This is a genomic window from Devosia sp., assembly GCF_028290435.1.
Taxonomy (GTDB): domain Bacteria; phylum Pseudomonadota; class Alphaproteobacteria; order Rhizobiales; family Devosiaceae; genus Devosia.
Genome location: NZ_JAQGJV010000066.1, coordinates 1 through 19,650 on the forward strand (window position 1 = coordinate 1; position 19,650 = coordinate 19,650).

Annotated in this window: 17 protein-coding genes; 7 read left to right on the forward strand and 10 right to left on the reverse strand. The window is 62.1% G+C overall.

Annotation, left to right across the window (positions count from 1 at the left end; genetic code table 11):
• Both JWP26_RS14570 and JWP26_RS14575 read left to right on the forward strand, forming a co-directional pair.
• On the forward strand, nt 1-1,162 hold a 1,162-nt coding region (locus JWP26_RS14570), incomplete at its 5' end, for an enolase C-terminal domain-like protein (protein WP_299729036.1).
• Nucleotides 1,163-1,178: 16 nt separating this feature from the next.
• Nucleotides 1,179-1,916 carry a ribonuclease activity regulator RraA gene (locus JWP26_RS14575; protein WP_299729039.1) on the forward strand — a complete coding sequence of 246 codons (738 nt, stop codon included), beginning with the start codon at nt 1,179-1,181 and terminating at the stop codon, nt 1,914-1,916.
• A 161-nt stretch (nt 1,917-2,077) separates the two neighbouring features.
• Here JWP26_RS14575 and JWP26_RS14580 read toward each other — a convergent pair whose 3' ends face one another.
• The 5 genes from JWP26_RS14580 to JWP26_RS14600 form a co-directional block, all read right to left on the reverse strand.
• A complete protein-coding gene (locus JWP26_RS14580) occupies nt 2,078-3,181 on the reverse strand; it encodes an ABC transporter ATP-binding protein (RefSeq protein WP_299729042.1) in 1,104 nt (367 codons plus the stop codon).
• Nucleotides 3,181-5,772 (reverse strand): GH116 family glycosyl-hydrolase, encoded by a 2,592-nt coding sequence (locus JWP26_RS14585; RefSeq protein WP_299729045.1) that lies wholly within the window; start codon nt 5,770-5,772, stop codon nt 3,181-3,183. Before JWP26_RS14585 ends, JWP26_RS14580 begins: the two co-directional genes overlap by 1 nt.
• 22 nt (nt 5,773-5,794) lie before the next feature.
• Entirely contained in the window at nt 5,795-6,643 is an 849-nt protein-coding gene (locus JWP26_RS14590) for a carbohydrate ABC transporter permease (RefSeq protein ID WP_299729048.1), read from the reverse strand.
• Entirely contained in the window at nt 6,640-7,542 is a 903-nt protein-coding gene (locus tag JWP26_RS14595) for a carbohydrate ABC transporter permease (protein ID WP_299729050.1), read from the reverse strand. The genes JWP26_RS14590 and JWP26_RS14595 overlap by 4 nt, the downstream gene beginning before the upstream one ends.
• Nucleotides 7,543-7,691: 149 nt before the next feature.
• Complete coding sequence (locus tag JWP26_RS14600) at nt 7,692-8,975, reverse strand: sugar ABC transporter substrate-binding protein (RefSeq protein ID WP_299729053.1); 1,284 nt, start codon at nt 8,973-8,975, stop codon at nt 7,692-7,694.
• A gap of 204 nt (nt 8,976-9,179) precedes the next feature.
• Between JWP26_RS14600 and JWP26_RS14605 the strand changes: the two genes are divergently transcribed.
• Entirely contained in the window at nt 9,180-10,184 is a 1,005-nt protein-coding gene (locus JWP26_RS14605) for a LacI family DNA-binding transcriptional regulator (protein WP_299729056.1), read from the forward strand.
• Here the strand turns inward: JWP26_RS14605 and JWP26_RS14610 are convergent.
• From JWP26_RS14610 to JWP26_RS14630, 5 genes are all read right to left on the reverse strand, one after another.
• Nucleotides 10,156-10,377, reverse strand: coding sequence for a hypothetical protein (locus JWP26_RS14610; RefSeq protein WP_299729059.1), 222 nt, complete (start codon nt 10,375-10,377; stop codon nt 10,156-10,158). The genes JWP26_RS14605 and JWP26_RS14610 overlap by 29 nt on opposite strands.
• Before the next feature lie 209 nt (nt 10,378-10,586).
• A complete protein-coding gene (locus JWP26_RS14615; RefSeq protein ID WP_299729062.1) occupies nt 10,587-13,148 on the reverse strand; it encodes an FAD-dependent oxidoreductase in 2,562 nt (853 codons plus the stop codon).
• Between the two features lie 42 nt (nt 13,149-13,190).
• The gene (gene purU / locus JWP26_RS14620) at nt 13,191-14,048 is read right to left on the reverse strand and encodes a formyltetrahydrofolate deformylase (protein ID WP_299729064.1); all 858 of its coding nucleotides are present in this window, start codon (nt 14,046-14,048) and stop codon (nt 13,191-13,193) included.
• Nucleotides 14,049-14,071: 23 nt separating this feature from the next.
• Nucleotides 14,072-15,001 (reverse strand): FAD-binding protein, encoded by a 930-nt coding sequence (locus JWP26_RS14625; protein WP_299729065.1) that lies wholly within the window; start codon nt 14,999-15,001, stop codon nt 14,072-14,074.
• Between the two features lie 20 nt (nt 15,002-15,021).
• Nucleotides 15,022-15,771 carry an electron transfer flavoprotein subunit beta/FixA family protein gene (locus tag JWP26_RS14630; protein ID WP_299729067.1) on the reverse strand — a complete coding sequence of 250 codons (750 nt, stop codon included), beginning with the start codon at nt 15,769-15,771 and terminating at the stop codon, nt 15,022-15,024.
• Between the two features lie 124 nt (nt 15,772-15,895).
• Between JWP26_RS14630 and JWP26_RS14635 the strand changes: the two genes are divergently transcribed.
• The 4 genes from JWP26_RS14635 to JWP26_RS14650 form a co-directional block, all read left to right on the forward strand.
• The gene (locus tag JWP26_RS14635; RefSeq protein ID WP_299729070.1) at nt 15,896-16,951 is read left to right on the forward strand and encodes a GlxA family transcriptional regulator; all 1,056 of its coding nucleotides are present in this window, start codon (nt 15,896-15,898) and stop codon (nt 16,949-16,951) included.
• A gap of 107 nt (nt 16,952-17,058) precedes the next feature.
• Entirely contained in the window at nt 17,059-18,312 is a 1,254-nt protein-coding gene (locus tag JWP26_RS14640; protein ID WP_299729073.1) for a sarcosine oxidase subunit beta family protein, read from the forward strand.
• An 11-nt stretch (nt 18,313-18,323) separates the two neighbouring features.
• A complete protein-coding gene (locus tag JWP26_RS14645; RefSeq protein ID WP_299729076.1) occupies nt 18,324-18,626 on the forward strand; it encodes a sarcosine oxidase subunit delta in 303 nt (100 codons plus the stop codon).
• Nucleotides 18,623-19,650, forward strand: a 1,028-nt coding sequence (locus JWP26_RS14650) for a 2Fe-2S iron-sulfur cluster-binding protein (protein WP_299729079.1), incomplete at its 3' end; no start/stop codon positions are given. The genes JWP26_RS14645 and JWP26_RS14650, both read left to right, overlap by 4 nt.

Below are 19,650 nucleotides of genomic sequence, written 5' to 3' on the forward strand. Positions count from 1 at the left end.
GTTGCGCACCATTATCGAGCTGGTTTGCGACGACGGCACGATCGGCCTCGGCGAGAGCTATGGCAGCATCAAGGCCCTGGCCGGTCTGCGCCGCGCTGCGCCGGCGCTGGTGGGTCTCGATCCATTCTACCTGCATGATCTGCACGCCCGGGTGCTGGCCGCCATTCCGGACGGCGGCGGCATCAATGCAAAGTCGGCAGTGGCAGATCACAAGGTGACCGACGTCGTCGCCTCGGCCTTCGAAGTTCCCTGCATGGATATCCAGGGCAAGGTGCTGAACCGGCCCGTCTCGGACCTGCTCGGCGGCGCTGTGCGCGACCGTGTCTCCTTCAGCGCCTACCTCTTCTTCAAATTCGCCGGCCATCTCGGGCAATCTCCCGACGAATGGGGCGAGGTGCTGACCCCCGACCAGATGGTCGAAGAAGCCCGCCGCTTCGTTAGCCTGCACGGTTTCAAGGCGCTCAAGCTCAAGGGCGGCGTGCTGCACCCGGACCTTGAAATCGAGACCATGCTCAAGCTGCGCGAGACCTTTCCGGACTACCCACTGCGCATCGATCCCAATGGCGGCTGGACCGTCGAGACGGCAAAATACATCGCCAAAAAACTCGAAGGCGTGCTCGAATATCTTGAGGACCCGGTCATCGGCATGGACGCCATGGCTGAGGTGGCGGCGGCTACCTCGATTCCGCTCGCCACCAATATGATCGTGCTCGAATTCGACCAGATCGCCGAAGCCTATCGCAAGCGGGCAGTCAAAATCGTACTGTCGGACCATCACTATTGGGGTGGTATGCGGGCTGCCACCCATCTGGGCAAGCTCTGCCAGGCGCTCGAACTGGGCGTCTCCATGCATTCCAATTCCCATCTCGGCATTACCCTGGCGGCCATGGCCCACGTCGCGGCGGCCACGCCAAACTTGGGCTATGATTGCGACACGCACTATCCCTGGACGGCCATCGACATCCTCGAAGGCCCGCTCTTTGCCTTCCGGGATGGCGCCCTCGCCGTACCGACAGGGCCGGGGCTCGGCGTATCGCTGGACAAGGACAAGCTGGCAAAGCTGGCGGCGCTCTATGAAACCGGCGGCGTCTCCGATCGCGACGACACCGCATACATGAAGCAATTCGACCCTGCCTATGAGCGGCGCGTGCCGCGCTGGTAGCGTGAAAGGACCCGACATGACGACCACAGCCAATTTCAGCGACGAGACGCGCGACAAGCTGCGCGGGGTGAGCACGGCGACCCTTTGCACGGCTTTGTTCAAGCGCGGCTTGCGCAACCAGTTCATCCAGGATGTGCGGCCCGTAGGGCAGGTGGGCAAGACCATGGTGGGGCCGGCCTTCACCCTGCGCTACATCCCGGCGCGCGAAGACCTCAACCCCATCGAAGTGTTTCGCGATCGCGCTCATCCGCAGCGCAAGGCCGTGGAAGATTGTCCGCCCGGCTCGGTATTAGTCATCGACAGCCGCAAAGATGCAGGGGCGGCGTCGGCCGGCTCGATCCTCGTCACGCGCCTCATGGTGCGGGGCGTGGAGGGCGTTGTCACTGACGGCGGATTTCGCGACAGTCCCGAGATCGGAGCCCTGCCGTTTCCTGCGTATCACAATCGCCCCTCGGCCCCGACCAACCTGACCCTGCACCAGGCACTCGACATCAACGGTCCCATCGGCTGTGGCGACGTTGCGGTCTGGCCCGGTGATATCCTCGTGGGCGATGGCGAAGGCGTCGTGGTCATTCCCCGTGCCATCGTCGATGAGGTCGCCGACGAGGCAGTGTCCATGACGGACTACGAAGACTTCGTCCTCGAACGCGTTCAGGGCGGAGCATCAATCCTTGGCCTCTACCCCATGACCGAGGCACGCCATCTCGACGATTTCGAGGCTTGGAAGGGTGCCCAAATCATCGATAGGACCTAGTGGGGTCGCTGCCATAAAGCAGTATGTCGATAGCCGTATCATGCAGTAGGCAATGGTATTGGTGCTGGCCGCAGTCGTGGGCTTTCAAACATAATTACGGGCAGTCGGGTACGACGGGACGGACCGTTTATCTCTCGTGCAGAGCGGAGCCGCTGGTCCTGTCAGGTCAGATAGGCCGCGCGCCAGTTTTCCGAGGCGCCGATTGCGTGACCGGCGGGGTCAAACAGGTGCACGAAATCCTCGTCGAACCCTATGCTCAGAGTGTCCCCAGATTGCGTGCTGCGAATACCGGTCAGGGCGGCGGTGAAGGGCTCGCCTGACGCGAGGGCCGCATGGATGATGGTCTGCGAGCCGAGCACCTCGGTGCTCTCGACGCGCAGTTTCAGGTCCCCACGACCGACTACGGCATGCTCCGGCCGAATGCCCAGCGTTACGGCATCGCGATCGGCCAGTTCGATCTGGCGTCCGGGGAGCGGGATGCTGGTGCCGTCGCCAAGCACGACAGCGAGAACGTTGCCGTTCCGTCGGATCGTACCCTTGAGCATGTTCATCGGCGGTGCGCCCAGAAACCTGGCGACGAAGGCATTGCACGGGCGGGCGTATAGCTCCACCGGCGAGCCCACCTGCTCAACGCGGCCTTCGTTGAGAACGACGATCGTGTCCGCCATGGTCATGGCCTCGACCTGGTCATGGGTCACATAGACCATGGTCGATTTCAGCCGCTTGTGCAGGCTGATCAGTTCGCCGCGCATCTTGATGCGCAATTCGGCGTCGAGGTTCGACAAGGGCTCGTCGAAGAGAAACGCCTTAGGCTCCTTGACGATGGCACGGCCAATGGCGACGCGCTGGCTTTGGCCGCCCGAGAGCTGATTGGGGCGGCGGGCGAGCAGGTGCTCGATTTGCAGGATTTCGGCAGCCTTCGCGACGCGGGCATCGATTTCGGACTTGGCGAGTTTTTGATTTTCCAGGCCAAATTTCAGATTCTGTACGACACTCATATGCGGATAGAGCGCGTAGGATTGGAACACCATGGCCATGCCGCGGGCGGAGGGCAGCAGGTGATCACAGCGGGCTCCGTCGATCTGCACTTCGCCAGCGGTGACCCCCTCCAGTCCGGCCATCATGCGCAGCAAGGTGGACTTGCCACAGCCGGAGGGTCCGACGAAGACGGTAAAGGAGCCATCCTTGATGTCGAGGTCGATCCCGTGAATGACCTCCAGCCCCTGGAAGCTCTTGCGGACGCTTTTGAGTTCGATACCGGCCATCAGAGTGCCTGGATCTGTTGAGTGGCGCCGACGGCCAGCACCGCGCGGTTGTCGAAGATCTTGGAGGCAAAGCCGGCCACCGACAGTTCGGTCAGTTTGACCGAGCCGCCGAGGACTTCGAAGCTGAGCGTGTCGCCCTTGCGGGTGAGCGTACCAAAGCCAGTGCCGGCCGACCAGAACAGGCGGTAGTCGCCGCTGGTCTGTGGGGCGAAGCTGAGCTTGCCGGAAACGAAGTCAGCGTGGAGGCCGGAGAAGGCGTTGACCAACTGCCAGGCCGACATCGAGCGGGCATAATACGAGCCGCATTCGATATCGTTCCAGGGATTGCGGCGCGAGCCGTCATGGCGGTTGCGGGCGGCGCGCACGATGTCCATGCCCTCCTCGACCAGGCCATGCATGATCAGGTGTGAAGCCGACATGTATTCGATGCCGGTCCAGACCTCTTCGGCATAGGGGGCGGCGACCATGGGCTGGCGAATGCCTTCGGGATAGGTCGCGATCAGCAGGCCACCTTCGTCCTCGAAGGCGTAGTTGCGACCGGGATTGAAGTGATTGCTCAGGTTGGGTCGGAAGTTGTTGGCGTGGACCGAGGTCAGTGCCGTCTTGACCTTGCAGACATCGAGGAAGCCACCGATGCCGGCCACTTCGGCATGCCATTGGCCGAGGATCTGATCGGAGATGCAGCCTTCGCCCATCTGGTATTTGGCTTCGGAGAACTCGTCGGACCAGTAGGTTTCCATGAACCCATCAGCGAGCACGCCAGCGGTGCGGCCGACATCGAACGGGGTGAGCACGGACTTGTCCGAGAGATCGATGTTCTGGATGAACCAGCGACCGTTGAACAGATGCTCGTTGATGTAGGTGGCACCAGCTTTGCCGAGGCGGGCGGTCTTATCGGCGAAGTCGGTATCGCCCACGGCCTTGGCCATTTCGGCGGCGCCGAGGAGAGCGGCCACGTACATTGAGGCGAGCCAGGAATTGGGCTCGAACAGTTCCATGTCCAGTGTGTGATGCTGGCGGCCGGACAGGATGCCGGTTTGGTTCGGGTCCCAGCGATCGGGGTTCTGGTCGCTCCAGGCATATTCGATGGCGCGCTTGACGTGGGGGAACCAGGTGCGGAGCCAATCGGTGTCGCCGCAGAGTTTCCAGTCGCGGAACGTCTTGATCACAGCGCCGAAATGGCCATCGGCACAGGGGCCGATGATATCGAAGCTAGAGCCGAGAGGGAGTTTCTGGCGGAAGGTCAGGCCGCCACTGGGCAGTTGATTGAACTTGAACTCGGTCTCGCGCAGCGTGCGTTCGAGTGCGGGGAACAAGTGTGACAGCGCCTGCTGGTAATTCCACACATGGGTGCAGCTGCCCTCGCAGGACCCGTCCTGGGTGTGCTGGCCTTCCCAGCCCCACAGCTCACCGCCTTCGAGGCGGATGACGGTGGCCGTGCGGAGCAGCGCGAGCGTAGCGCTGGCGGCATCCTTGACCTCGCTGGGAAGGGTGGTTCCGAACAGGCCGTCGCGGAAGGCGGTGGTTTGGGCGGTCAGATTATCCCAGCGGGTCAGCGCGTCTGTGGCGCTGGCGGTGGAGTCGGCCCATTGGGTGGCGTAAAAGTTCTTCCAGCTCGGTGTGGCCTTGTCGGGAATTACGCCATCAGGCTTGGGGCGATAGGCCCAATAGATGTCGCCATGCGGAAAGCTCCAGGAGATGACGAAGCGCACGGTTTTGCGTTCACCAGCGGCGATGGTAACGCGGGCGCCGAGCGTGCCGTGCTCGGGTTGCATACTCATATGCTTGGAGGCACGCGGCTGGTCGTAGTGACGCTTTGGCAGGCGGCCGGGGCGGGCGAATTCCTTCCAGTAGACGGCAAGGTCATCGAACCACTGGCCGCGGAAATGGTGGTCAGTGTGGTCGACGTCCTCGGCATCGGTGGCGATGGTCAGGTCGCCCTGCTGCGTTTGGGGCAGGTCGGTGTCGGACGACGTCAGATGCAGGCTTGAAATGCCGTTTTGCTGCTTGAAGGTGTGCGTCCCGGAATTGGAGAGGTAGTTCCCCAGCGTCCCGGCCAGCGTGTAGGTCAGCTCGTCGGCGGTCGAATTGACGATCTCGAACTCGAACATGGCGACGGGCATCGAGCTGTCGCGGTCGTTGTGCGGAATGAACGGCGATAGCGCCGTCAGCCGGATATCGCCCGGAAACCGCTCGTCCTTGTAGACGAGGTCGGCGGTCGGAAAGCGGCCGTAGAACTCGACCTCATTGAAATGTGGTACGCCTACCAGCGTCTGCCGGTTGGCGCCGTGGCCGAAACCGTCGAACATTTTTCGCACGGCAGGGGCGCCGGAGGGGTTCAGGTCATAGGGGCCGTTGAGCACGCGGGCATCGACCAGTTGGCCATCCTTCTCCGCCTTGATGGCGAAGTGGGAATAGCCGTTATAGCCTTGGATGCCGGGGCGATTGCGGATCGACCAATCGATTAGCCGCCCACTGCCGGAGATGGAAAAGCCGCCCGAGCCGATGCCGCCGAGTGGGAAGGCCAGATATTTGGTGCGCTCGCCCGTATAGGCGAAGCGCTGGTCGATGGCGGCGAGGTCGTCCCACATGGAATTCGAAGTCCCTAAAAAGTCAGTTCTTGATGCCCGACATCGTGATGCCTTCGATCACGAATTTCTGGGCGATGAGGAAGAGGAGGATAACGGGCAGCACGGCCATGCTCATGGCCGCCATCACCACCGAGAGGTTGCCGGCGGCCATGTAGCCGCGCAGCACGTCCATGGCGATGGGCAGGGTCATGGCCTCGTTCTTGCCCAGCAAGACCTTGGCTTGGAAATAGTAGTTCCAGGTCTGGGTGAACGTGATGATGCCGAGCGCCGAAAGGGCGGGACGCAACTGGGGTAGCGAGATGCGCCAGAAAATCTTGAAGTAGCCGGCGCCATCCATCAACGCTGCTTCTTCCAGCGCTTTGGGCTGGCTCAGCATGAACTGGCGCATCAGGAACACGCCGAAGCTGGAGGTAAGGTACATCAGCGCCAGGCCGATCGGCTGGTTGAGCAGACCAAGCTTGGCGTAACCGAGATAGATCGGCAGGATGGTGACCTGGGCCGGGAACATCAGCCCGACCAGAAAGGCGATGAACAGCCAGTCGCGGCCACGGAAGTTGAGCCGGGCAAAGGCAAAGGCCGCCAGCGTGCAAGTGACCAATTGGCCGATCGTGACCACCAGAGCGACCAGCAGCGAGTTGTAGTAGATCTGCAGGAACGGCACCCGAGACGCCAGCACCTTGGCGTAGTTGACGAAATCGAGATTGTTCGGGAAGAAGCTGGGCGGCAGTTTGTAGGCCTCGGACACGCTGCGGAACGATGTCGCGATAAGCCACAAAAACGGTAGCAGCATGCCGATCGCGAGCAGCGCCATGACCGCAATGATGGCCCAATCGACCCAGCGCTTGGCCGTATTGGTTTGCATCATGCTCATTGCTGCACCAGCCGGCGTGAGGCGAGTTGCTGGATGGCGGTGATGATCAGGATGATGACGGTCATCACCACCGAAATGGCGGCCGCATAGCCAATCTCGTAGCTGCCGAAGCCCTCCTCGACGATCAGAATGGAGAGCGAGCGTGTCGCATCGCCAGGCCCGCCCTGGGTCAGGATGACGATGGACTCAAACACCTGCAACGCCCCGATTGAGGCATAGACAATGCAGAAGAACACTACCGGGGAAATCCATGGCAGGGTGATGCGTAAGAAGCGGCGCCAGGGCGGCGTGCCATCCATTTCGGCGGCTTCGAGAATGTTGGCCGGTACGCCCTGCAAGGCGGCAATGAAGATGACCATGAAGAAGCCGGTATTCTTCCACACGTCCATGATGATGATCGACGTCATGGCGTTCTTGCTGTCGGTCAGCCAGCGCACATTGGGCAGCCCGACCAGACGGAGGAAATAATTGATCACGCCTAGATCATCGCCGTAGAAGTAGCTCCATACGACCGCGACGAAGGCCGTGGCGATGATCACCGGCAGGAAGAACGACAGCCGGAAGAAATACAGCAGCCACCCCGGCATGGCCCGGTTCAATGCTACCGCCAGCACCAGCCCGACGCTGACATTGAAGGTGACCGCGAACAGCGCGAAGCGGAGCGTGTTCCAGAAAATCTGCAGCGAACGGCGATCGGTGAAGAAGCGCGTAAAGTTCTCGAAACCCACCCAGCGCGAGCCCAGCAGCGGGTCGAAGTGGCTGAATGCCAGCACCACTGTGACCAGCACGGGCGCCAGCACGAAGGTCAGGTAAAGCAGCGTCGACGGCAGGACGAAGAGATACCCCATCCTTGTCTGGGCGCGTTGCAGCTCGGAGGTGCGTGGGTGGGTGGTGGTCATTCCAGCCGGTTCGGTTCGTTGTCCTGAGGCGGCAACTCTATCGCCGCAGTCCGCGGTGCGAAATTGCCTGGTTTGGGCAGCGCTTGTTCAAGCCCGCCGCGCTTGCACGCGGCGGGTCGACAGGGCTCGGGCAGAGCCTTTGTTGAGGATCAGCCGGCAGCCTTGAGCCGGGCAAACGATGCCTCAAGCTCATCATGGGCCTGCTTGACGCCATCCGCGATGCTGACCTCATCGGCCATCATCGAGGTGTAGTAGCGCATGACGATCTTCTCGACTTCCTGGAAGTTGGCCGGGGAGGGCACCGCCTTGGTATCGGCAAGCGTCTCGTAGTAGAGCGCGGCGCTTGGTGGGAAGGCCATGATATCGGGATTGGTCGATGCGGACTGGCGGCTCGGCAATCCGCCGCCGCCGATAGCTTCCTCGATCTGCGTCGCGGCGCTGGTCAGTTCGGCAACCAGTGCCTTGGCGATCTCCGGCTTCGCCGCCGTCTTGGACACCGCATAGCCACCGAAGCCGATGACGGTGGAGTTGGTTTCCTTGCTCGGCGGAATGGCGACGTCCATGTTCATGCCATTGGTCTTGGCGTTCTGGACGATCCAGTGACCGCGGCTGATCATGGCGATCTGGCCGGCGAAGAACTGATTGCCCAGGTCCGGGCCGCTGGCGGGAATCGGCGACGAGCCATCGACATGGATGATGTCGTGCAGGAACTGCAGGCTCTCGGCGACTTTGGGATCGAGCATGTTCGATCCGGTCCAGTCCGCATTGAGCACGCCAGTGCCATTGGAGAAGAACCATGGCTGGATGAAAAAATTCTGGTTTGGCACTTCGTAGCCATACTGGGTGACGGTGCCCGAAGCGTCTTTGATGGTCAGCTTCTTGGCGACCTCACGGAACTCGTCCCAGGTCCACTTGCCGTCCTTGGGATAGGCAACCCCGGCCTTGTCGAACAGGTCGCGGTTGTAGTTGATCATGATGTTGTTCCAGCCGATGGGAATGTAGGTCGATTTCCCCTTGTAGCTGCCCTGTTCCATCAGGCTTGGCGCGATATCGGCGAATTCCTCGGACTTGGCCAGATCGTCGAGCGGGATGAAGATGTCGCGCGAGGCCAGGGCCTGGAAGCTCTCGATCGCGGTGCCATAGACGTCGGCCGGTGCGCCGGCATTGAACTGACCCAGCACCTTGGTCACATAGTCGCCCCAGCCCGAGGAAATCGGATCCATCGAGAGTTCGACCTTGATGTTCGGGTATTTGGTGTTGAAGCGCTCAATGGCATGACCGATGGCGGTCGCTTCGGCATCGCCGCCAAACGCGGCAAGCTGCAATGTGCCCGCCTCATCGGATTGCGCCAGCGCGCCGCGCAGGCCAAGCGCGGTTCCTGCGGCAATCGCCGCGGTCGACAGCATAAGGTTGCGCCGTGAAATAGTCAGCATTGTCATCCTCCCTGTGCGCACTCCCGGCGCGATGCCGCCTCGCCGGTTTTCCGGTCGAAACGTTTCGTTCGTGTAGTCAAAAAAATCGCGGCTCTGGTTCCCGACGATGCCACGACAGTCTATTTGCTTACACGAAACGTTTCGTATAACAGCATTTCAAAGCATCGCTGACAAGGGGGTGCGCAAGGACGATCTGGGGGAAGCGTGGCCACCATCAAGGACGTGGCGAAGCATGCCGGCGTCGCGATCTCGACGGCGTCTGCAGCGATCAACCGTTCGGCGCCGGTCAGCGAGGAGGTGATCGCCAAGGTTGAAGCGGCGGTGCGCGATATTGGTTATGTGCCCCACGCCGCCGCCCAGAGCCTGCGCATGGGCCAGTCGCGGCTGATCGGCCTGATCCTGCCCGACATCACCAACCCGCATTTTGCCAACGTTGCACGGGTGGTTGAATCCGTGTGCCTCGAGGCCGGATACATGGCCGCCGTCTATTCTACCAACGAGGATTTCGATCGCGAGCGGCAGATTCTCAGGATGATGCGCGCGCAACGCGTCGCCGGTCTTATCATCATTCCCACCCGCTCCGACGCTACCCACGGCGCCCGCCTAGCCGGCGAAATCCATGTGCCTACGGTGCTCCTCGATTCCTATGTCGACGGATTGCCCTATGACGTGGTCAAGCTGGACAATGTGGGGGCAGGGCGCCTTGCCACCGACTATTTGCTGGGCCTGGGCCATCGTCGCATCGCCGTCACCACGGGCCGCGATAATATCATTACCGGTGAAGACCGCCTCCAAGGCTATCTGGAGGCTCACGCAGCGTTCGGCGTGCCGGTCGATCCGAACCTTCAGATCACCGGCAAATTCCTGCAGGCCGTGGCGCACGACAATACACTCGCCTTGATGCGTGCCCCCGCACCCCCCACGGCCATTTTCGCGCTATCCAACATGATGATGCTTGGCGTGCTCAATGCTTTGCGCGAGCTGAAACTGTCGGTACCGGAAGACGTTTCGGTTATCTGCATCGACGATTTCGACTATGCCAACATCATGAACCCGCCACCCACGGTCGTCGCGGCGCCGGTAGCCAAGATGGCCCAAACCGCAATCGAACAATTGTTCGAGGAAATCCTCAACAAGTCACAACCAACCATGGCCGTGCGTGAGTTCGTACCAGAACTAATCATCCGCGAAAGCTGCCGACGCCTATAATTGGAAACGCAATGGCATCCCGCCGTGCCGGCTCCAACTCCTTCGTGCGGTAATCGCCCAGCACAGTCTGTTCCGCGACATCCATGGCATGGGCGACCTCTTCGCGATGCACAATACCCTTGGTGACCAGAAGGTCGTTCAGCGAGGCGATGGCGATCAAGAGGCCTTCGAGCTGCAGGTTGGCGGTGTTCATGGCTATCTCCGTTCACCTGCAGCGGTCGTTCGGCCTCAGCCTTCCCACCAATGGCATTCGATCGGACGATAGCGGCGGGCGCGTGGTTCGACGAAACCAAGGCCGTACCGACCTGATGCAACACAGCAAGCCTGCCTGCGGTCGCAGTGTTGATCGACCAAAGAAGAGAAATCGAGACGCCACCACAGGCCAGGGATGGCAGCAAAAGTTCAGCTTCTCGGTTTGAGGTTTTCGGGATCGTACAGGGGCTTGTAGCCGACGCTGGCGACTTCGCCGCTGTAGGTTTCGCCGAAATATTCCAGGGTCAGTTCCCGGCCAACCTGGCAGTAGTCCCATGGCAGATACGCCAGGGCGATATTCTTTCCGATGGTCGGACCATAGGCGACAGAGCTGGTGAAGGAGCGACGGCCAAGTGCGTCGACCAGCGTTTCCCCCGTCGCTGGGTCCATGACCGGCATGATGCCGACTGGGTAGCGGGCGACGCCTTTGCTGTCGACATTTTCGGTCATGATCAGCGTGCAGAGCATGGCCGGCTGGTGCTCGCGCGCCTTGTATTCGATGTGCTTGGCCTTGCCGCGGAAATCAGCTTCCTTGACCTTGGGGCGGGCCAGATCGGCTTCCATCAGGTTGTATTCGGTGAGGAGGTCGGCGTTCTGCAAACGCAGGCTTTTTTCCATGCGGCGAGTATTGGCATAGGTTTCGACGCCCACGGCGATGACGCCGGTCGAGCGCAAGGCGTCCCAGACGGCAAGCCCATCGTCGTAGGCCATGTGCAGTTCCCAGCCCTGCTCGCCCACATAGGAAATGCGGAAGGCGGTGACCGACTTGCCGCCAATGGTCAGCGGCTTGATCGCCGCAAAGGGGAAGTTTTCCGGCAGCAGGACGCTGGGGTCTTCGAGCAGCTTGCTCAGGTTCTCGCGGGCGTTGGGGCCCCAGATGCCGACGGTGATGTACTTCTCGGAGACATCGGTAATGGTGACATCGAGGCCGCGATCCTGGGCGATGCGGCGCATATAGTGATAGTCGCGGGGGCCAGCGTCGGCGCCGTTGACCATGCGGATGCGGTCGGCCATGCGGATGATCGTAAAGTCGGCGCGGACCATGCCCTCGTCGTCGAGGAAGTGGGTATAGATGCCCTTGCCGATATTGGCGTCGCCGCCGATTTTTGCGGCGCAGAGCCACTCCATCAGCGCGACGTGATCGGGTCCCTCGATATCGCAGATGGCGAAGTGCGAGAGGTTGATGATGCCGCAATTCTCGGTCAGTTCGAGATGCTCGGCATTGGACACGCGCCAGAAGTGGCGGTTGTCCCATTCGTTCTCACGCACTGGAACGCGGCTGCCATACTTTTCCAGCAGGTGCTCGTTGGCCGCATAGCCATGCGCTCGCTCCCAGCCGCCCAGCTCCATGAAGTAGCCGCCAAGCTCCTTCTCGCGCTCGTGGAATGGCGAGCGGCGGATGCCACGGCCGCCGGCAAAGGGTTCGCGCGGATGCACGGGCGGATTGTAGATCTTGCGCGCTGTCTCGGTGCAGCGCTCCTCGATGAATTTCTCCTCGAGTTGGAAGCTGCTGAAGCGGGCGTAATCGATCTTGTTGTGGTCGATCGAGGTGCGACCATCGGTCATCCAGTCGGCGATGAGCTTGCCCATGCCGGGGCCATCCTTGACCCAGATGCCCACGGCGTACCAAAGACCGCGCACCTTCTGGCTCTCGCCCATCGAGGGGCCGCCATCGGTGGTAGTCTGGAGCAGGCCGTTGAAGGAGTGGCCCTCGTTGTAGCCGAGTTCGCCCAGGATCGGCGTCAGCTCCATGGCGCGCTCGAGCGGCTCGATCACCTGCTCCATTTCGAGGTCGCGCTGCGAGGGAGACAGGCGGGCCTGCTCCTTTTCGAGCAGGTCGCGCGGATGTACCAGGCGCGGATTGTTCTCCTCGTAATAGCCCCACTCGATCTGGCCACCTTCGGCTGACTTCGGATCGCCGGTGTCGCGCAGATAGGCCGAATTGCCCTGGTCGCGCAGGAGCGGGTAGCCGATCTCGGCGCCGGTATCGGCAAACTCGTTATATGGGCCGAAAAAGGTCAGCGGATGATCCACCGGCATGACCGGCAGGTCCTCGCCGGCCATCTCGGCGATCAGGCGACCCCATAGACCGGCGCAGACGATGACATGGTCGGCCATGATGGTGCCGCGGTCGGTGACGACGCCCTTGATGCGGCCGTCCTCGATAACGAGCGAGCGCGCCGAAGTATTGGCAAAGCTCTGCAGCTTGCTGGCGGCCACGGCCTGGTCCACCAGCTTACCGGCAACCGTCTGCGACCGCGGAATGACGAGACCCGCATCGGGATCCCACAATCCGCCCTGGATCAGGCTCTCCTCGACCAGCGGCATCTTCTGCTTGATCTCGGCCGGATCGATCAGCCGCGCCCGCGTGCCGAAGGCCTTGCCGGATGCGACCTTGCGCTTGATCTCGTCCATGCGGGCATCATCGCCGACGCGCGCGACTTCGAGGCCGCCGACGCGGGCGTAGTGGCCCATCTTGTCGAAGAAATCGATCGAATAGAGCGTGGTCCAGCAGCTCAGGAAGTCATGGCTGGTGGCATAGCAGAAGTCGGATGCATGGGCGGTCGAGCCGATATCAGTCGGAATGCCCGACTTGTCGATGCCCACGATATCGTCCCAACCGCGCTCGACGAGATGGTGCGCAATCGAAGCGCCCACAATCCCGCCCAGCCCAACGATGACGACCCGTGCTTTTTCGGGAAACGGTGCCATTTGAATTCACTCCGATTGCTGGGCGAGGTCGAGAAATCGCGATCACTGCGTGAAGACGACGGTCCGATGATGGTTGAGCATGACCCGGCCCTCAAGGTGAAACTTCACCGCGCGAGCCAGCACGCGCGATTCGATATCGCGACCGGCGGCGACGAAGTCTTCGGTGGTCATGGCGTGGCTGACGCGCTCGGTTTCCTGCTCGATGATCGGGCCTTCGTCGAGATCGGGCGTCACGTAATGGCCTGTCGCGCCGATCAGCTTCACGCCGCGTTCGTGGGCCTGGTGGTAGGGCTTTGCGCCCCTGAAGCTGGGCAGGAAGGAGTGATGGATATTGATGATCATGCCGAACAAGCGGTTCGACAGGTCGTTCGACAGAACCTGCATGTAGCGCGCGAGCACGACCAGTTCCGCGCCGGTTTCCTGGACCAGCGCGATGAGCTGCTCTTCGCGCTCGGCCTTGTTGTCCTTGGTCACCGGCCAATAGTGAAAGGGGATGCCTTCATGCTCGGTGGTAGCGCGGGAATCCTCGTGGTTGGACACGACACCCGCGACCTCGGCATTCAGCCAGCCGACCTTGATCTGGTAGAGGATGTGCAGCAGGCCGTGATCGAATTTGGAGACCATGATGATGATCTTGGGCCGGCGCGACAGATCCTCGATCTTGAGCTTCATGTCGAAGCGATCCACGGCCGGCTTGAGGGCCAGCTCCAGCATGTCCCGCGTCGTCGTCAGCGGCACCGCGAAGGCAATGCGCAGGAACAGCTGGTTGGTGGGGCGGTCGCAGAACTGGTTGGATTCAAGAATATTGGCGCCATGCGCCGCCAGTGCGGTGGTTATCGCCGCCACGATGCCCTTCTGGTCAAGACAGGTCAGTTTCAGGATGAACTTATGCTCGGTCATCGTGGGTTCCAGTCGGATTGGCGCTAGAGCTGGCGCTCGAGTTCGGGGAGCAGCTCAAACAGGTCACCCACAAGGCCGTAATCGGCGACTGCGAAGATCGGGGCGTCTTCGTCCTTGTTGATGGCGACGATGACCTTGGCGTCCTTCATGCCGGCCAGGTGCTGGATGGCACCCGAGATGCCGACGGCAATATAGAGGTCTGGCGCCACGATCTTGCCGGTCTGTCCGACCTGCCAGTCGTTCGGCGCGTAGCCTGCGTCGACGGCCGCACGCGAGGCGCCGACGGCCGCGCCGAGCTTGTCGGCAATCGGCAGGATGAACTCGCGGAACTTCTCCAACGAGCCCAGGGCGCGGCCACCGGAAATGACCACCCGGGCCGAACCCAGCTCGGGGCGCTCGCTTTTGGACATCCTGTTTTCAAGGAAGACCGAAAGCCCGCGATCGGCAACCGCCGCCACCGCTTCGACCGAAACTGCCGCTGCACTGCCCGCAGAAGCAAAGCCGGCGGTGCGGACGGTGATGACCTTCTTGGTATCGATCGATTGCACGGTCTGGATGGCGTTGCCGGCGTAGATCGGCCGCTTGAAGGTATCGGGCGATATGACTTCGACGATTTCAGAAACCTGCATGACGTCGAGTAGGGCCGCGACACGCGGAAACACGTTCTTGCCCGTCGTGGTCGCGGCCACCACGAACACGTCATAGCCCCCCGCCAGCGAAACAATCAGGTCTGCCAGCGGCTCGGCCAATTGATTTTCCAGCGCATCGCTCTCGGCCAGCAGCACCTTGCGCACGCCTGCCAGTTTGGCGGCCGCGTCGGCGGCGCCCTGGGCGCCCTTGCCGGCCACCAGGATATCGATATCGCCGCCAATCTGGCTGGCGGCAGTCAGCGCACGCGCTGTCAGCTCGGAGACGGTTGCATTGTCGTGTTCGGCGAGAAGCAGAATAGCCATGTGTGTGTCCTCGCTCGGGATCAGATGACGCGGGCTTCGTTGCGCAGCTTGTCGACCAGTTCGGCGACGCTGCCGACTTTGATGCCGGCCTTGCGCGTGCCGGGTTCCTCGGTCTTGAGCACCTTGAGCCGCGGCTCGACGTTGACGCCGTAATCGGCGGCGGTCTTTTCCTCTAGCGGCTTTTTCTTGGCCTTCATGATATTGGGCAGCGAGGCGTAGCGGGGCTCGTTGAGGCGCAGGTCGGCGGTGACGATGGTGGGCAGCGACACCTCGATGGACTGCAGTCCGCCATCGACTTCGCGCAGCACCACGGCCTTGTCGTCGCCCAGTTCGAGCTTGGAGGCGAAGGTCGCCTGCGACCAGTCCAGCAGCGCCGACAGCATCTGCCCGGTCTGGTTGGCGTCATCGTCGATCGCCTGCTTGCCCATGATGACCAGACGCGGCGCTTCCGCCTCGACCACGCCTTTGAGCAGTTTGGCGACCGCGAGCGGCTCCACCACGCCATCGACTTTGATCAGAATGGCACGATCGGCGCCCATGGCCAGGGCCGTGCGCAGCGTGTCCTGCGCCTGGGCCGGCCCGATGGAAACCACCACGATCTCGGTGACCTTGCCGGCCTCCTTGAGACGGATGGCTTCCTCGACGGCGATCTCGTCGAAGGGGTTCATCGACATCTTCACATTGGCCAGGTCGACGCCTGAACCATCGGCCTTGACGCGGATTTTCACGTTGAAGTCGACCACGCGTTTGACGGGCACCAAGACTTTCATTTGCAATCCATTCTCACGCTCTTGCAGGGAGCATTGCGACACTTTTTGCCGCTTGCCCAGAACGTTTGCGTCAATCTTGGATTAGCGATACGACATGGACGGTATGAATATCCGGGGGAATGCGATGGACGTCAGGACGGGCGGTAACCGGACAAATGCGACGTCTGCCAAACCCTTCAGGCCGCGCCCCGAAGGCCTGCGCCTTTCGGTAGGCTTTATCCTTGCCAAGCGCTTCACGCTGTGCGCATTCGCCAATTTCGTCGACGTCCTGCGCCTTGCCGCCGACGAGGGCGATCGCAGCCGACCCATCATGTGCGGCTGGACTGTGTTGTCCGATACGATGAACGCCGTGCCGTCGAGCAGCGGCATTACCGTGCAGCCCAATGAGCGGCTCGGCGACCCGACCAAGTTCGACTATATCGTGGTCATCGGCGGCGTCATGGATGACATGTCAGGCCTGGGCGCCGAATATACGGCCTATCTCGAAAGGGCCGCCGCAGCCGGTATCCCCCTGGTCGGCGTCTGCACCGGCGGTTTCCTGCTGCACAAGGCCGGCTTGATGAAAGGCTATCGCTGCTGCGTCAGCTGGTTTCACCACGCCGATTTTCTCGAACAGTTCGACGGACTCGACCCCGTCTCCGACCAGATATTCATCGATGACGGTGCCCGGCTGACCTGTTCGGGCGGCGCTAGTTCGGCCCATCTTGCGGCCTATCTGGTGGAAAAGCATGTGGGCCGTGCCCAGGCCAGCAAGAGCCTCCACATCATGATCATCGACGATGCGCTGCGGCCTGAAAAGCCACAGCCCGGCGTGCCCATGGGGATTTCGACACGCGACCCGATGGTGATGCGCGCGCTCCTGCTGATGCAGCAGAACATCGACAATCCGCTGTCGGTGACCGAACTGGCGCGGCGCATGGGCAACAGCAAGCGCCAGCTTGAACGCCATTTCCGCGCGGCCCTCGGCGCCTCCCCCCAGGCGGCGTTCCTGCAAATCCGGCTGACTTTGGCCCACCACCTGATCGAGACCACCGACAAATCCGTTGCCGCCATTGCGGTCGAATGCGGCTTTTGCGACTCGTCGCATCTGAGCCGGATGTTCCGCCAACGCTTCGACAGCACGCCGCACGAAGTCCGCAAGAAAACGTCGGGCAAGACGCGCGAACTCGAACTGGCCTGACTGTCGCAGTCCTCCTGTCGTTTGCCTACTCCAGTTTGACGCAAACGTCCTGTCTTGCCGGCTGCGATGTCGCAATGATACCCCAAGTCTGTCGTCCGAGGTGAGCAATGACCCGCTTTTCGTTTCCGTCACTGCTGGCCAATGCCCTGACGGGCAACAAGAACTGGAAGCCGCAGTGGCCCGATGCGGAGCCCAAGGCCGAGTATGATGTCATCATCGTCGGCGCGGGCGGCCACGGGCTGGGCGCCGCCTATTACCTCGCCAAGGAACACGGCATCACCAATGTGGCGGTGATCGAAAAGGGCTGGCTCGGCGGCGGCAATACCGGCCGCAACACCACGATCATCCGGTCCAACTACCTCTACGATGAAAGCGCGATGCTCTATGAGCATTCGATGAAACTCTGGGAAGGTCTCACCCAGGAGCTCAACTACAACGTCATGTTCTCCCAGCGCGGCGTGATGATGCTGGCGCATAATGTACACGATGTGCAGAGCTTCAAGCGGCATGTCCACTCCAACCGCCTCAACGGCATCGACAACGAATGGCTGACCGCTGAGCAAGCGCAGGAATTCTGCCCGCCGCTCAATATTTCGCCCGATGCACGCTACCCCGTCATGGGCGCCGCCCTGCAGCGTCGCGGTGGGGTCGCCCGCCACGATGCCGTGGCCTGGGGCTATGCGCGCGGCGCGACCGCGCGCGGCGTCTATATCATCCAGAACTGTCCGGTCACCGCCATTCGCCGCGATGCATCGGGCAAGGTCATCGGCGTCGATACGGCGCGCGGGTTCATCAAGTCCAAGAAGGTCGCCGTCTCGGCCGCCGGCAATACCTCGGTGGTGATGGACTCCGCCGGCGTCCGCCTGCCGCTCGAAAGCTATCCGCTGCAGGCGCTGGTGTCCGAGCCGGTCAAGCCGATCTTCCCCTGCGTGGTGATGTCCAACACGGTGCACGCCTACATTTCGCAGTCCGACAAGGGCGAACTGGTCATCGGCTCGGGTACCGACCAATATGTGTCCTACAGCCAGCGCGGCGGCCTGCCGCTGATCGAGCACACCGTCGCCGCCATCTGCGAAATTTTCCCGATGTTCACGCGCATGCGCATGTTGCGCAAATGGGGGGGCATCGTCGACGTGACGCCCGATCGCTCGCCGATCCTGGGCAAGACCCCGGTGCCGGGGCTGTATGTCAATTGCGGCTGGGGAACTGGCGGGTTCAAGGCTACGCCCGGTTCGGCCCACGTTTTCGCCCATACCATCGCCCGCGATGAACCCCATCCCATCAACGCACCATTCACGCTCGAGCGGTTCACCACCGGCCGGCTGATCGACGAGGCTGCCGCGGCAGCCGTCGCGCACTAGGAGGGCATGCCATGCTGCTGATCCGCTGCCCTTACTGCAATGCCGAGCGCCCCGAGGTGGAATTCACTTATGGCGGCCAGGCCCACATTGCCCGCCCGCAGAACCCGTCGGCCACGACGGACGACGAGTGGCGCGATTTTCTCTACATCCGCGCCAATCCACGCGGCATCCACTACGAACGCTGGCGCCACATGCATGGCTGCGGCCGTTTCTTCAATGCGGTCCGTGACACCGTCACCGACAAGTTCGTGATGACCTACAAGGCCGGGCTGCCACGCCCTAACGAGGCCGAACTCGAGGCTGCGCGCTCATGAGCACTTTCCGCATTCCCGGCAAGGGCCGCGTCGATAGCACCAAGCCGGTCCAGTTTACCTTCAACGGCAAGACCTATGGGGGCTTTGAGGGCGACACGGTCGCTTCGGCGCTGCTTGCCAGTGGCGTGCACCTGGTTGGCCGCTCGTTCAAGTATCACCGCCCGCGCGGCATCCTCTCGGCCGGCTCGGAAGAACCCAATGCGCTGCTCGGCATCGACCACGGCCCGGGCCGCGTCGAGCCGAACACCCGCGCCACGGTCATCGAGATTTCGCCGGGCCTCAAGACCATCAGCCAGAACCATTGGCCGTCGCTGGAGCGTGACGTCGGCGCGATCAACGACGTGCTCTACATGCTGTTCTCGGCCGGCTTCTACTACAAGACCTTCATGTGGCCGAAGTCTTTCTGGAACAAGGTCTACGAGCCGATCATCCGTGGAACGGCAGGCCTCGGCAAGTCGCCGACGGTGCCCGATCCCGATACCTATGCCAGCCGGTTCGCGCATTGCGACGTGCTGGTGGTCGGTGCGGGTCCGGCTGGTCTGGCCGCGGCGTTGCAAGCTGGCCGCAGCGGCGCCAAGGTGCTGCTGGTCGATGAGCAGGCCGAACTGGGCGGTTCGCTGCTGTCGGAAACCGATGCCGGCGTGGATGGCATGACCGGCTGGGCTTGGCTCAAGGCCAGCCTGGACGAGTTGGCCGGCATGGCCAATGTCACATTGCTGCCGCGGACCACGGCCATTGGCTACTATCACCAGAATTTCGTCGGCCTCTGCCAGCGTATCACCGATCATCTGGCCTCGGCTCCCGAAGGCACGCCGCGCGAACGCATGTGGAAGGTCCGCGCCAAGCAGGTCGTGCTGGCTCAGGGCGCCATCGAAAAGCCGCTGGTGTTCGATGGCAATGATCGCCCCGGTGTCATGCTGGCCGGCTCTGCGCGTAGCTATCTCAACCGCTACGGCGTCAAGGTTGGCGACAGCCCGGTCGTCGTGACCTCGCATGACAGTGCCTGGCTCGCGGCCTTCGATCT